We start from the raw sequence: 13,918 nt of genomic DNA, 5'->3' as shown, positions 1-13,918 counted from the left end.
GGCCCGCCATGCGCGCAGCCGTAATCGTATTCCCCGGATCCAACTGTGACCGAGACCTCGCCGTCGCTTTTGAGCAGGCCGGTTTCAAGGTTGATATGGTCTGGCACAAAGACGCAGCGTTGCCCGACGGTGTAGATATCGTGGGCGTACCGGGCGGCTTTTCGTATGGCGACTATCTGCGCTGCGGGGCCATCGCTGCCAAGTCACCGATCTGCAAAGCGGTTGTGGATCATACCGAACGTGGTGGATATGCAGTTGGTATCTGTAACGGTTTCCAGGTTTTGACAGAAACGGGTATCCTGCCAGGCGCGTTGCTGCGCAATGCCGGGCTGAAGTACATTTGTAAATCAGTGGGCCTGAAGGTTGAAACCAGCGATAGCGTGTTTACCGCCGGCTACAATGCGGGTGACGTGATCGGCATTCCGATTGCGCATCACGACGGCAATTACTTTGCGGACGACGAAACGCTGTCGGCATTGCAGGATCAAGACCGTATCGCGTTCACCTATACCGAGAATCCCAACGGTTCGGTGGGTGATATTGCAGGCATTCTGTCGGAAAACCGCCGTGTGCTGGGAATGATGCCGCACCCCGAACGGGCCGCTGACGAAGGTCACGGTGGCACCGACGGGGCGGCGCTGTTCCGCGCATTGTCGGGCGTGTTTGAAGCGGCGTGACTTGAGGTCACGCGCGCCCGCGCGTAACGTCTGGACATGAACTCGGACGTGCGATCAGCCTGGTCAAATCTGTTGAAACCGTTTCGTGGTGCGCCACTGGGCTGGCGGCTGCGCCTGTCTGTGCTGGTGTTGCTAGTCGCAACAATCGCAACGGTCTGGATTACCAACCGCCTGTTGACTGACAGGTTCACGGAATCCACCCGAAACCGGGCTGAACTACGGCTGGCCTTGTATTCCGGAAACTTGCTCAGCGAATTGCGACGAAACTCAATCGTGCCGCAGTTGCTGGCTCGTGACCCAACCTTGATTTCCGCCCTCCAATCCAGTGACTACACGCTTTCAACGCAGCGGTTGATCTCTTTTGTAGAAGAAATAGGCGCCGCATCCTTGATGCTGCTGGACAGCGACGGTCGGACAGTCGCGGCGACCGATCGGAACAGACTAGGCGAAGGGCACAGAAATACCGCATATTTTGTGGACGCCGTCCGATCGAACGCGACAATTTTTTCCGTCATTCCGAAGGAATCCGGCGGATACAGTTTTGTGTATTCCCGGCGACTGGAAAATGGATCGGAAATTCTGGGTGTCATCGTTGTTGAGGTGGATCTTCAGAAATTCGAGCGCGCATGGGCCGGTATATCAGACGCGGTGATGGTCACGGACAGCACCGGAACGATCATCCTGTCCACCGAGCCACGTTGGCGCGGCTTGGAAGAAAGCACGGCAATGCTGCGCCAACCGCCACAGGGCGCAATTCAACGCGCCATTCGGGCCACAACCGACTGGACGGCTTTGCCACCTGACGCGTACCTGCAAGGCGAGGCGGTGATGCGGATGGAAACACGCATCCCATTTCGCGGTTGGCAAATGACGTCGTTCACCACCTTTGAGTCGATCCGCGAAAAGGTGAACAGCGTGCTCGCGCTGGAAATCATGGGGTTTGCGATTCTTCTGGCGCTTACGTTTTATGCGCTCAGCCGTCGGGCCACCTTGCGCATGGCCTTGTTTCAGCGCGAGTCGGCAGAGCTTCGCGCATTGAACGCGCGGCTACAGCGAGAAATTGCTGAGCGGGAACGGGTTGAAAAGACGCTGGATTTGGCAGAACAGACCCTCGCGCAAAGCTCGAAATTGGCGGCGTTGGGCGAGATGTCGGCTGCGGTCAGTCACGAGCTCAATCAACCTCTGGCTGCAATGAAAACATATCTCGCCGGGGCGCGTCTGTTGTTGCGGCGCAACCGACCGGAAGAGGCGCTGGCCAGCTTTGGGCGCATCGATGGCCTGATCGAACGGATGGGTGCGATCACGCGCCAGCTTAAGTCTTATGCCCGCAAAGGGGCGGATGCGTTTTCGCCTGTAAATCTTGGTGAAGCGCTGGCCTCGGCCTTGTCCATGATGGAGCCGCAACTGCGTCAGCGTCATGTGAAGATCACTCAGATCCTGCCGGAAGAACCTGTGATGGTGATGGGGGACCGGATGCGGATCGAGCAGGTGATGGTCAACCTCTTGCGAAATGCGCTGGATGCCACCAAATCAGTAGCAGAGCCGGATGTGGAAATCATCCTGGCGGCGGGCGACATGGCGGTCCTGACCGTGCGTGACAACGGGCACGGCATCGAGGACATCGAGAACCTGTTCGAGCCGTTCTATACCACCAAACAGCCTGGAGATGGCGTAGGTCTGGGGCTTGCTATCTCGTCTGGGATCGTGAACGACCATGGAGGACGGCTGACTGCGCGCAATGCACAATACGGCGGCGCGGTGTTTGAAATGCAGTTGCCAGCACTGGGAAGCGACGGCCTTGAGGCCGCGGAATAACGAGGAATGACTATGGCACAGGCCATGAAAATTGCCATTGTGGATGACGAACAGGACATGCGCCAGTCGATCAGCCAGTGGCTTGCTTTGTCCGGATATGACACTGAAACCTTTGCCAGTGCGGAAGATGCGCTCAAGGTTTTGGGGCCGGATTACCCGGGGATCGTGATTTCGGATATCAAAATGCCGGGGATGGATGGCATCCAGCTTCTGAAAAAATTGATGGGCGCCGACAGCACCCTGCCTGTGATCATGATCACCGGACATGGTGATGTTCCAATGGCGGTCGAGGCGATGCGTGTCGGTGCGTTCGATTTCCTCGAAAAGCCATTCAATCCCGATCGCATGTCCGAACTGGCCAAGCGCGCCAGCAATGCCCGTCGCCTGACATTGGACAACCGTGCACTGCGACGCGAGCTGTCGGGTGGCACGCAGATCATGAATAAGCTGATCGGTGCCAGCCCGGTGATGGAGCGGTTGCGAGAGGATATTCTGGACCTTGGGCAGGCCGACGGACATGTGTTGATCGACGGCGAGACCGGAACCGGCAAGACGCTGGTGGCGCATGCGCTGCATGCGGTGGGCAGCCGCGCGGGCAAGAAGTTTGTTTTGGTATCCTGCGCAGCGCTCGAGGAAGATGCGCTGGCCAAACGGTTGTTTGGCCCGATGATGCCCGAGGATGCGCAATTGCCCGCAATCGAAGAAGCGCGCGGTGGCACGCTGGTGCTGGAAGATGTTGAGGCGCTGAGCGATACGTTACAGGCCAAGCTGCTGAGCGTGATGAACGAGCAGGGCACGCCTGCCGAGACCCGGATCGTTGCGATTTCGAATCTGCAGGAAGCGGGAAAAACCTCTGAGGATGTTCTGCGCCCTGATCTGTTTTACCGACTGGCCGCGTTGCGGATCACGATGCCGCCACTGCGTCAGCGAGGTGAGGACATTCTGACCCTCTTCACGCGCCTCAGCGAGCAGTTTGCCGAGGAATACGGTTGTGATGCGCCTCAGGTCAGCGCTCAGGAAGCAGCGCAGCTGTTGCAAGCGCCCTGGCCGGGCAACGTGCGCCAATTGATCAATATTGCCGAGCGCGCCGTGCTGCAATCGCGCCGTGGATCGGGAACGATTGCGTCGCTGTTGATGTCGGACCATGAAGAGATGCAGCCGGTGATGACCACCGAAGGTAAGCCGCTGAAGGAATATGTCGAAGCGTTCGAGCGGATGCTGATCGACAATACGATGCGCCGCCACAAAGGCTCGATTGCGTCTGTTATGGACGAACTCTGCCTGCCGCGCCGGACGCTGAATGAAAAAATGGCCAAATATGGTCTTCAGCGTTCAGACTATCTTTAAGTGACGCGAATGGGGGCGCTGCCCCCGTCGCCTTGGGCGACTCCCCCGAGGTATTTTTAGCCAGATGAAAGGGATCCGCCCGCGCGCATTTTCGCGGAATGCAGTTTGCCCATTGTCTTTTCCACAGGGTTGCTTTTATGGTGTGTGAACGGGCCAGGCGAATTTGACGCCCATAAGACCCGAATTTTTGAGTTTCGCTGCTGATCTGTTGATGAGGATCAAGCCCTCGCGGTTCAGCAGGCCGATTGTGCCCCGAACGGGGCAGTGTAGTACCTGAGCCCAGGACCCTTGGGCGAAAGGAATAAATGGGCAGGCAGCGGTCATACGCGCCTGTCGGAGAAGAACCGCGATGACGCGCGCGCAACGATTGAGAGAACGGGCAGGGGGCCACAGCGCCAGACCTTGCCGCGCGCCGTCCGAAATCGCCCTGACAAGACACCTCCCCAAATGCGCCTGTCCGCCTGGACAGGTCAGGACAACGCGTTTGGCGCGGTGCACCAAGGAAACATGGCTAAGAAAATGCTTATCGATGCCACCCACTCGGAGGAAACCCGCGTCGTGGTGGTCGACGGAAACAAGGTCGAGGAGTTCGATTTTGAGTCCGAAAACAAGCGCCAGCTTGCTGGCAACATCTATCTTGCAAAAGTAACACGGGTTGAGCCGTCGCTTCAGGCGGCGTTTGTCGATTATGGCGGGAACCGGCATGGATTCCTGGCGTTTTCGGAAATTCATCCGGACTATTACCAGATCCCCGTCGCCGACCGTGAGGCATTGATGGAGGAAGAACGCGCCTACGCCGAGGCGATGAAGGCGCGTGATGAAGCCGAAGAATCCAAGCCCAAGAAACGGCGGTCTCGGTCGCGGTCCAAGGCGGCCGATGTGAAATCGGACGATCCGGTTGAAACGATGGAAGTTTCATCCGAGCCGACTGGTATGGAAACCATCGATCTGGCCGACGGCGAAGATACGGATGCAGAGGTGCCCGAGGGAACCTCGCCCATGGAGATTGTCGCGGAAACACCGGTAGAAGAGCCGGAAGACAGCGATGCGACCCCGTCGGACGCTGTATCTGACGACGCTGAGCAAGCGGCTGTTGTTGAGGTCGATGACGCGACTGATGAAGCTGAAGGGGTCAACGACGCTGCTGGTGAGACCACCGAAGAGCCTGCTGAAACCTCGGATGAGGCGTCAGCAGATGTCGTAGATCAAGCCGAGGAAGCTTCGGACAAAGCGAATGAGGAAGCGGCAGAGGCTTCGGCTGTTGAAGATAATGATACCTCGGCTGAAACCTCCTCAGACTCCGCCGATGATCAGGACGCGGATGAAGAAGGTGCCGAAGGCACGGGGGCCGATGCGTCTTCGAAGGATGATTCAATTGAATCCGTAGCGGATGAGGATGACAGCGAAGACATCCGTCCACCGCGCAAACCTCGACCGCGTCGCTATAAGATTCAGGAAGTTATCAAGGTTCGTCAGGTCCTGCTGGTGCAGGTGGTCAAGGAAGAGCGCGGCAACAAGGGCGCTGCACTGACAACCTACCTGTCTTTGGCCGGTCGCTATTGCGTATTGATGCCGAACACTGCGCGCGGTGGCGGTATCAGCCGCAAAATCACCAACGCCGCCGACCGCAAGAAACTGAAAGAAATTGCCGCGGACATTGATGTCCCGACCGGGGCCGGTTTGATCATTCGTACAGCGGGCGCCAAGCGCACCAAGTCCGAGATCAAGCGCGACTACGAATACCTGCAGCGCTTGTGGGAGCAGATCCGCGCCCTGACACTGGAATCGATTGCGCCTGCAAAGATCTATGAAGAAGGCGACCTGATCAAACGGTCGATCCGCGATCTTTATAACCGCGATATCGACGAGGTCCTGGTCGAGGGTGAGGGCGGATACCGCATCGCCAAGGACTTCATGAAAATGATCATGCCGTCTCACGCTAAGAACGTGAAACGGTATGAGGATGCCCTGCCTCTGTTCGCGCGGTATCAGGTCGAAAGCTATCTGGCAGGGATGTTCAACCCGACGGTTCAGCTGAAATCCGGTGGCTACATTGTGATCGGTGTCACTGAGGCTTTGGTGGCGATCGACGTGAACTCGGGTCGGGCGACCAAGGAAGGCTCGATCGAGGAAACCGCGCTGAAGACCAACCTGGAGGCCGCCGAAGAAGTTGCCCGTCAATTGCGTCTGCGTGACTTGGCCGGTCTGATTGTCATCGATTTCATCGACATGGACGAGCGCAAGAACAACGCAGCGGTTGAAAAGCGTCTGAAGGATAAGCTGAAAACTGATCGGGCGCGTATTCAGGTTGGCCGGATTTCGGGCTTTGGTCTGTTGGAGATGAGCCGTCAGCGCCTGCGCCCTGGTATGATCGAGGCCACGACTCAGCCATGCCCGGCCTGTCATGGAACCGGCTTGATCCGTTCGGACGACAATATGGCCCTGTCGATTCTGCGTCAGATCGAAGAGGAAGGAACCCGCCGTAGGTCGCGTGAGGTTCTGGTGCGCTGCCCTGTCAGCATCGCCAACTTCCTTATGAATCAAAAGCGCGAGCACATTGCACAGATTGAGGCGCGGTACGGTCTGTCGGTGCGGATCGAGGGTGACGTTCATTTGGTCAGCCCCGATTTCTCGATGGAGAAATTCAAGACCGCCAGTCGGATTGTGCCGGAAGCCACTGCGCCTGTTGTATCCGTCGATGCATCACTGATGGATTTGGTGGATTCGTCGGACGAAGAAGTCGCCGAAGACGAAGTTGCCCAGGCAGAGGAGGAATCCAAGCCCAAGCGCAAGCGCCGTCGTCGTCGCCGCAAGAAGGGCGGGGGCAATGGGGATGCGACAGAGCAATCCAGCGACGGCAATGACGACGAGACACAGGAGGCTTCTGAGGGCGAGGCCACCGATGAAGAAGCTGCGACTGAGGTTGTCGAGGCAGAAGCCGCTGACGAAGAAAAACCTGCCAAGCCCAAGCGCAAGCGCGCGCCACGTCGTCGGAAGAAAGACGTAATAGCAGAAGAAACGGTCGAACAGGCTGAAACAGCAGTTGCCGAAGCTGAGACGGTAACGGATGCACCTGCGGCTGAAAAAGTTGCCGAAACCCCTGAGGGCGACGTAACAGAGGTCGCTCGGGAGCAAGGCGTGGCGGTTGATGCGGCATCTGAAGCTGCGGTTGAAGAACCGGTGATTGCCGAAGAGGCCAGCGTTGCGGATGCGGCCGACAAAGCCATCGGTGCGAATGCAAACGTCGAAGAACCCGCTGCGGATGTAGAATCAACCGCAGCAAAAGCGGTTGAAGAACCTACTGCGAATGAGGTTGAGCCCGCCGCAGAAGCGCCAGTGGAAGAAACGCCCGAACCCGTGCTGGAAACCGTAGCGGAAGAACCGGAACCGGGACCTGCCAAGCCGAAACGGCGCGGATGGTGGTCGTTGGGTAAATAATGAAAGGCGGGCTGATGGGCCCGCCTTTTTTCGTTGGGGCAGGGGTTTTCAGACAGATTTTTGAATCAAATAAATCTGATGCGCCCCATCAAGATCTTGCGACAACAATGTATGCCCAGCCTCGGCGCAGAAATGCGGGACATCGACGATAGCCGCCGGGTCATCGGCCAAAACACGCAGTACGGCCCCTGCAGGCAAGGATTTAAGCCGTTTGCGGGCTTTGAGGACGGGCAGAGGACACAAAAGCCCAAGGGCGTCCAACGTTTCTGTAATCTCGGTCATGTCATTCGGGATAGGACCAAGTTGAAATATTGTCCAGATTCCAACCACGAGGATGTGACTGAATGGCCCCGTGACGGATCGACCTTCATCACTTATGTGCAGAGACATGTTCGGAATTGAAATCATAGACGCGGGATTGATCCCCGCCATGTTCGTCGCCCTTCTGGGCGGCTTGATCAGCTTTCTATCGCCTTGCGTGCTGCCCATTGTGCCGCCCTATCTGGCGTATATGAGCGGCGTCACAATCAACGAGATGCAGGATGAAGCCCGCGCGCGGCGTAAGGCAACCCTGTCGGCGTTGTTTTTTGTGATGGGGCTGTCGACCGTCTTTCTGCTTTTGGGCTTCACCGCGTCGGCCTTTGGGGCGTTTGTTCTGCAAAATCAGGTGCTTTTCGCCAAGCTCTCGGGCGCAGTGGTGATCGTGTTCGGTCTGCATTTTCTGAACGTATTCCGAATTCCGTTTTTGGACCGCGAAGCGCGGATCGAAACAGGTGATTCCGGTGGCTCGGTCTTTGGCGCCTATATTCTGGGTCTGGCGTTTGCTTTTGGCTGGACGCCCTGCATTGGGCCTCAGTTAGGTGCAATCCTTTCGCTAGCAGCAAATGAGGCGTCAGTGGCGCGTGGTACAGTGTTGCTGGGCGTCTATGCGGCAGGCTTGGGCATTCCATTCCTTCTGGCGGCCATGTTCCTGAATCGCTCTATGACCGTTATGAACCGCATCAAGCCTTACATGGGCACGATCGAAAAGGTTATGGGCGGCTTGCTGTTGTTCGTGGGTATCATGTTGATCACAGGCCTCTTTACCCGGTTCAGCTGGTGGTTACTGGAAACCTTCCCGGCTTTGGCAAATTTTGGATGAGCCGCTGACCCCCTTACCTTGACCTCAAGCCTGCGTTAACCTGCACGACAGAAGGTAAGGGCATGAGCAGTCAGACAAATCAGCCTCGGGTGCGCAAACGTCGGGTGTTTTACATACCCGGTTATGATCCCTTTCCGCCCCGACGATATCGCGAGTTGTATCGGTCTGAGTCACAGGCCCAAGCCGAGATTTCCGGCTACGAGATTTCTGTCTCAGCCAAGCAGCGGTCCGAAGTTTTTGGCTGGCGTGTCACCTCGGTTCAGGATGGTGAACGGGTGCACACGGATGTCGATGTGCTGGTCTGGTCGGACATCGTGCGGGACAGCATGACGGGATCGATCCTGTCCACCTATCTGCAACTGGCTCGAACCGCTTGGACCTACATCTCAACGGGTACTCTGCGTCGGTTGATGGGGCTGAGGAAAGGGCCGGTGATTGCTGCACTGTATCCGGTAGGCATGCTGCTTTTGCAACTGCTGGCCGCGCTGCTGGTTGCGTGGGCGACGGCGAAACTGCTTGCCCCAATGGTCGGGCCGTGGGCTTTGGTTCCGGTGGGTGTCCTAGCTTATGCCGTGTTGCGTTGGTTTCGCACAATCGACAACCGGCTGTTTGCCTATTACCTGATGCATGACTACGCGTATTCTGCGCAGTTGAAGGGGGAAACTCCGCCGCAGTTGCAGGCGCGGCTGGACACATTCCAAGACCTGATCAAAGACGCTTTGACTGAAAAGGTAGACGAGGTTTTGGTGATCGGCCACAGCTCTGGCGCGCATCTGGGTGTGTCGGTGCTGGCCGATCTGATCCGCGATTGTGGCGTGTATGACCGAGGCCCGGTTTTGTCGTTTCTGACTTTGGGGCAGGTGGTTCCCATGGTTTCGTTCCTGCCAAACGCACACCGTTTACGCGCGGATTTGCTGTTTCTATCCCAGCAACCCACCGTGGCATGGGTCGATATAACCGCACCCGGCGATGGCTGCGCCTTTGCGCTATGCGACCCGGTTGCGGTCAGCGGTGTGGGCAGCCCAGAAAAGAAATGGCCCTTGGTTTTGTCCGCAGCGTTTACACAAACACTGTCACCTGAGCGCTGGAAGGCGGATCGCTGGCGGTTCTTCAAGCTGCATTTTCAGTATCTCTGCGCCTTTGACCGTCCGGGTGCATACGATTATTTTCGGATCACCGCGGGCCCCCAAACCTTGGCTGCACGATTTGCCGGGCGCGCGCCTTCACCGTCACGTATTGATCAGCCCGTTTCAAAATACACTACGGTTCACGCATGATCCCGCCAAAACCGACCCCACGCCCAGACAAAGTTTCGCTGTGGCAGTATCTGAGACTGTTTCGGAAAGACCTGCTTTCAGCACAGCCCCAACGGCTCTATCGCGCATGGATGGCGGAATTTCGAACGCCGTTCTTTATATCTTACATGATCAATCAGCCGGAACTGGTTGATCTGGTTTTGAAAAAGAGGCCCGAAGATTTCCCGAAGTCTAACCGGATCAGCGAAGGTTTGCGGCCGCTTTTGGGTGAGTCTGTATTTCTGACAAACGGTGAGGCATGGAGGCGACAACGTCGTATCATTGATCCAGCGTTTGAAGGCGGGCGGTTAAAAGACACGTTTCCAGCGATGCGAGATGCCTCACAAGCCTGCGCCAATCGGCTGCATTCGAGTGTTGGAACGGAGGTTGAAGTAGAGGAAATCACCAGCCATGTCGCCGCTGATGTCATTTTCAGAACACTGTTTTCGGTGCCTATCGAACATGAAATCGCAGCCGAAGTATTCCAGAAATTCCGCGCCTATCAAAGGCGGCAACCGCTTTTGAACCTTGCGGCTTTTTTGCCTCTGCCACGTTGGGTTCCTCGTCTACATGCCGGCGACACGCGGCGGAATGCGCATGATATCAGGCGTTTGATCCAGAAACTTACAGCGGATCGCGCTGCGGCCATTGCTGATGGAACGGCACCAAACGATCTGGCCACAAAAATCATGACAACACCCGATCCCGCCACGGGGAAGTGTTTTGAAACCGACGAGATGATTGATCAGGTCGCGATCTTCTTTCTGGCGGGCCATGAAACCAGCGCTTCGGCCCTGGCCTGGACGCTTTATCTGCTGGCGCTGTACCCCGACTGGCAAGAGATGGTCGCGGAAGAGGCACAGGCAAACCTGGACCCGTCCTTTTCGACCATGTCCAGGCTGAATGTCATCCGAGATGTGTTTCGCGAAGCGTTGCGACTTTATCCACCGGTGCCAATGATGGTTCGAGAAACGCAATGTCCTGAACAGTTTCGCGATCGAGAGGTTCCGAAGGGTGCACAAATTGTAGTCAGCCCGTGGCACCTGCATCGGCAAGAAAGGCTTTGGGACAATCCCGACGGGTTCGATCCCTCGCGCTGGAAGACAGAGAACGGCAAAACATGTCAACGCAATGCCTACATTCCGTTCTCTGCCGGACCAAGAGTGTGCACTGGGGCGGGGTTTGCGATGGTTGAGGGGCCCTTGATCCTGTCGATGCTGTTGCGCCAATTCAAATTCGAAACAATCCCCGGAAAAACACCGGTTCCGGTGGCGCATCTGACCGTTCGGTCCAAGGACGGGATATGGTTGAGGTTGGTTGAGCGCTAACAAACTACCATCGTCCATCGCCGTGCTGTATGCGAGGAATGAAATCGGAATCATTCTTGAACGGGAAATCATTATGTCCAAAGCAGAACAGCGCGCGCAGATGTCCAACGGAGCAGGCTTTATCGCCGCACTGGATCAAAGCGGTGGATCGACCCCAAAGGCGCTGGCGCTTTATGGGGTGGACGCGTCGGCTTACGCGTCGGAAGAAGAGATGTTCGGCGAAATCCAGAACATGCGCGCGCGGATCATTCTGGCGGACGATTTCACCAAGGACAAAGTGATCGGTGCGATCCTGTTCGAACGTACGCTGGGTGAAGAAATCGACGGCCGCAAGGTTGCAGATTACCTTTGGTCGGTCAAAGGCATCGTTCCGTTCCTGAAAATCGACAAAGGTCTGGAAGAGACTGCCAATGGCGTCCAGATGATGAAACCGATCCCGGGTCTGGCCGAAACGCTGGCCAAGGCAGAGGGTGTGTTTGGCACCAAGGAACGTTCGGTAATTCATGAAGCCAACGCCGAAGGCATCGCTGCCGTTGTGGCACAGCAATTTGACGTGGCCCGCGAGGTTGTTGCGGCAGGGATGGTTCCGATTGTCGAGCCCGAGGTCAACATCAACTCGGAAACCAAGGCCGAGGCGGAAGAGATCCTGAAGGTAGAAATCCTGAATAACCTGGATCAGTTGACCGAGGGGCAGGACGTCATGTTGAAACTGACGATCCCGAGCACGGCAAACCTTTATGATGAAGTGGCTGATCACCCGCGTGTCGTGCGCGTCGTTGCTTTGTCAGGTGGGTATTCGACCGAACAAGCGTGTGATCTGCTGGGTCAGAACGGCAAGATGATCGCGTCGTTTTCGCGTGCGCTGACTGAAGGTCTGTCGAAACAGCAATCTGATGCCGAGTTCAATACAGCTTTGGGTAGCAACATAGATAAAATCTTTAAGGCATCGGCCTAACATTCAGAAATAAAAGATAAAAGCGGCGCAGTTGCGCCGCTTTTTCTGTTTCAACCGTGCGTCTGAATTCCACCAGTTGAAATCAACACAGTGTAAGAGAAGTATAGACTTCGGCCTTGTGCGTGCTTCAGGACGCGGGGCAGGTGCCGCGATCAAATTTCTGGGCCGCACCTTTGACCATCATATCGTATTTCAAACTGTCGTAGTTCACCACAAATGTGACGACCTGTCCGTCCTGCATCAGCAGAAATGTCATCGATTCTCCGACAGGGTAAATTGCAGCCTCGCCTTCAAGATCACCTGTGGAAATGAAACCTTTGTCCGAACCGCCTGACCTTTTCAATGTAACGTTGCTGCCATCTACATCCGAGACACATTCCAACGAAAAATCATCGTTGTGTAGTGTGCTCTTGGCCAAAGCCGGAGTGGCCGCCATCGCTGTTATTGCGAGCACGCAGAGGTATTTCTTTGCCATTTCGAGTTCCAAATTTGGGGGTTTTCTGTTCACTCGGTCCGGCAAAATGGGCAATCATTATGACCGAACCTGGCGTGCAGGTGCCTGTTATTTGCGCCAGGAATGAGGCGTATGTTTGAACTTAAAGTGTTGCCAGGAAAACAGGATGGTTTCTGGCAGGCCGAAGGGGAAACTTTGGAAATTAAGCTCATATATGCGGATTGGCGGGATCAATCTTGGCGCTGGCCTTGACAATCGGTGTCTCTGAATGAAACCTCTTAAGGGTTGGGAGACAATGGAAAATTCAAAGAGTTGTACCTGTTGCGGGACGGGCCGGTTTGTATTATCGGCACGCTTCCCTGAGCAGGACGACTTATTTGGGTTCCAACTGCCAGATAAAAAAGTGGGAGTTAACACATGAAAAACAGCAGCAAACTGAGCCTCGGCGCGTTTGTGACCGCAGCCATGATGGCGCCGGCCGCATATGCGGAAGAGTTCATCACAATCGGCACCGGTGGCGTAACCGGCGTGTATTACCCGACAGGGGGCGCAATCTGCCGTCTGGTGAACAAGGGCCGCAAGGAACATGGCGTGCGCTGCTCGGTCGAATCGACCGGTGGTTCGGTCTACAACATCAACACCATCCGCGAAGGCGAGCTGGAGTTTGGTGTGGCGCAGTCCGACTGGCAGTACCATGCCTATAACGGCACCTCGAAGTTTGAAGAGGCTGGCCCGTTCGAAAACCTGCGTGCGGTATTCTCGGTTCACCCCGAGCCGTTCACCGTTGTGGCCCGCGCAGATTCCGGCATCACCAATTTCGAAGATCTGAAAGGTAAGCGCGTCAACATCGGCAACCCCGGTTCCGGTCAGCGGGGCACAATGGAGGTTCTGCTGGGTGAAATGGGCTGGACCACGGGCGATTTCGAACTGGCGACCGAACTGAAGGCGGCTGAACAGTCGGCCGCACTGTGCGACAACCAGATCGATGCGATGGTTTACACCGTCGGTCACCCTTCGGGTTCGATTCAAGAAGCCACCACCGCGTGTGACTCGGTTCTGGTGAATGTCAGCGGGGAAGCTGTGGACAAACTGGTCAACGACAACTCGTTCTACCGCACCGCAACCATTCCCGGTGGCATGTACCGTGGATCTGACGGCGACACGTCGACCTTTGGTGTGGGCGCAACCTTTGTGACTTCGGCGGACGTGTCGGAAGACGCTGTGTACGCGGTTGTCAGCTCGGTCTTCGAGAACTTCGATGACTTCAAAAAGCTGCACCCTGCATTTGCCAACCTCAAGCCTGAAGAGATGATCGCGGACGGCCTGTCGGCACCGCTGCATCCGGGTGCCGAGAAGTACTACAAAGAAAAAGGCTGGATTCAGTAAGCCAGACCTGACGCAGGGTGCCCTCGGGCGCCCTGCACGCAACCCGTGTTAAACGGGGTTCCAAAAGGCCGAAAAAGGCCGT

Annotated in this window: 11 protein-coding genes; 9 read left to right on the top strand and 2 right to left on the bottom strand. The window is 56.4% G+C overall.

Translation table 11 applies throughout. The features are described from left to right. Positions 1-8 precede the first annotated feature (8 nt). The 4 genes from purQ to GOV85_RS01190 all read left to right on the top strand — a co-directional run bounded on the left by purQ (position 9) and on the right by GOV85_RS01190 (position 7,277). Positions 9-677 (top strand): phosphoribosylformylglycinamidine synthase subunit PurQ, encoded by a 669-nt coding sequence (gene purQ, locus GOV85_RS01205; protein WP_171174198.1) that lies wholly within the window; start codon positions 9-11, stop codon positions 675-677. Positions 678-713: 36 nt separating this feature from the next. After that, on the top strand, positions 714-2,492 hold the full coding sequence (locus tag GOV85_RS01200; protein ID WP_171174196.1) for an ATP-binding protein: 1,779 nt from the start codon (positions 714-716) through the stop codon (positions 2,490-2,492). A 12-nt stretch (positions 2,493-2,504) separates the two neighbouring features. Beyond that, the gene (locus GOV85_RS01195; protein WP_050603452.1) at positions 2,505-3,839 is read left to right on the top strand and encodes a sigma-54 dependent transcriptional regulator; all 1,335 of its coding nucleotides are present in this window, start codon (positions 2,505-2,507) and stop codon (positions 3,837-3,839) included. Between the two features lie 507 nt (positions 3,840-4,346). Beyond that, complete coding sequence (locus GOV85_RS01190) at positions 4,347-7,277, top strand: ribonuclease E/G (RefSeq protein WP_171176174.1); 2,931 nt, start codon at positions 4,347-4,349, stop codon at positions 7,275-7,277. Between the two features lie 48 nt (positions 7,278-7,325). Here GOV85_RS01190 and GOV85_RS01185 read toward each other — a convergent pair whose 3' ends face one another. Further along, positions 7,326-7,559, bottom strand: a complete 234-nt coding sequence (locus GOV85_RS01185) for a sulfurtransferase TusA family protein (protein ID WP_171174194.1) — start codon at positions 7,557-7,559, stop codon at positions 7,326-7,328. Between the two features lie 106 nt (positions 7,560-7,665). Here GOV85_RS01185 and GOV85_RS01180 point away from each other — a divergent pair, with 106 nt between their 5' ends. The 4 genes from GOV85_RS01180 to GOV85_RS01165 all read left to right on the top strand — a co-directional run bounded on the left by GOV85_RS01180 (position 7,666) and on the right by GOV85_RS01165 (position 11,996). Next, positions 7,666-8,418 carry a cytochrome c biogenesis CcdA family protein gene (locus tag GOV85_RS01180; RefSeq protein WP_171174191.1) on the top strand — a complete coding sequence of 251 codons (753 nt, stop codon included), beginning with the start codon at positions 7,666-7,668 and terminating at the stop codon, positions 8,416-8,418. A 62-nt stretch (positions 8,419-8,480) separates the two neighbouring features. Continuing rightward, positions 8,481-9,695, top strand: a complete 1,215-nt coding sequence (locus GOV85_RS01175) for a hypothetical protein (RefSeq protein ID WP_171174189.1) — start codon at positions 8,481-8,483, stop codon at positions 9,693-9,695. Then, entirely contained in the window at positions 9,692-11,041 is a 1,350-nt protein-coding gene (locus GOV85_RS01170; protein WP_171174187.1) for a cytochrome P450, read from the top strand. Before GOV85_RS01175 ends, GOV85_RS01170 begins: the two co-directional genes overlap by 4 nt. Before the next feature lie 73 nt (positions 11,042-11,114). Further along, entirely contained in the window at positions 11,115-11,996 is an 882-nt protein-coding gene (locus GOV85_RS01165; protein WP_171174177.1) for a fructose bisphosphate aldolase, read from the top strand. 127 nt (positions 11,997-12,123) lie between these two features. Here GOV85_RS01165 and GOV85_RS01160 read toward each other — a convergent pair whose 3' ends face one another. Then, entirely contained in the window at positions 12,124-12,471 is a 348-nt protein-coding gene (locus tag GOV85_RS01160) for a hypothetical protein (RefSeq protein WP_171174175.1), read from the bottom strand. 396 nt (positions 12,472-12,867) lie between these two features. Here GOV85_RS01160 and GOV85_RS01155 point away from each other — a divergent pair, with 396 nt between their 5' ends. Further along, a complete protein-coding gene (locus GOV85_RS01155; RefSeq protein WP_171089876.1) occupies positions 12,868-13,836 on the top strand; it encodes a TAXI family TRAP transporter solute-binding subunit in 969 nt (322 codons plus the stop codon). Positions 13,837-13,918: the final 82 nt, after the last annotated feature.

It is taken from the genome of Ruegeria sp. HKCCA4633 (assembly GCF_013034605.1).
In the GTDB taxonomy this organism is placed as follows: Bacteria; Pseudomonadota; Alphaproteobacteria; order Rhodobacterales; family Rhodobacteraceae; genus Ruegeria.
The sequence above is the reverse complement of the archived record's forward strand: the minus strand, read 5'-3'. Positions and strand labels throughout refer to the sequence as shown.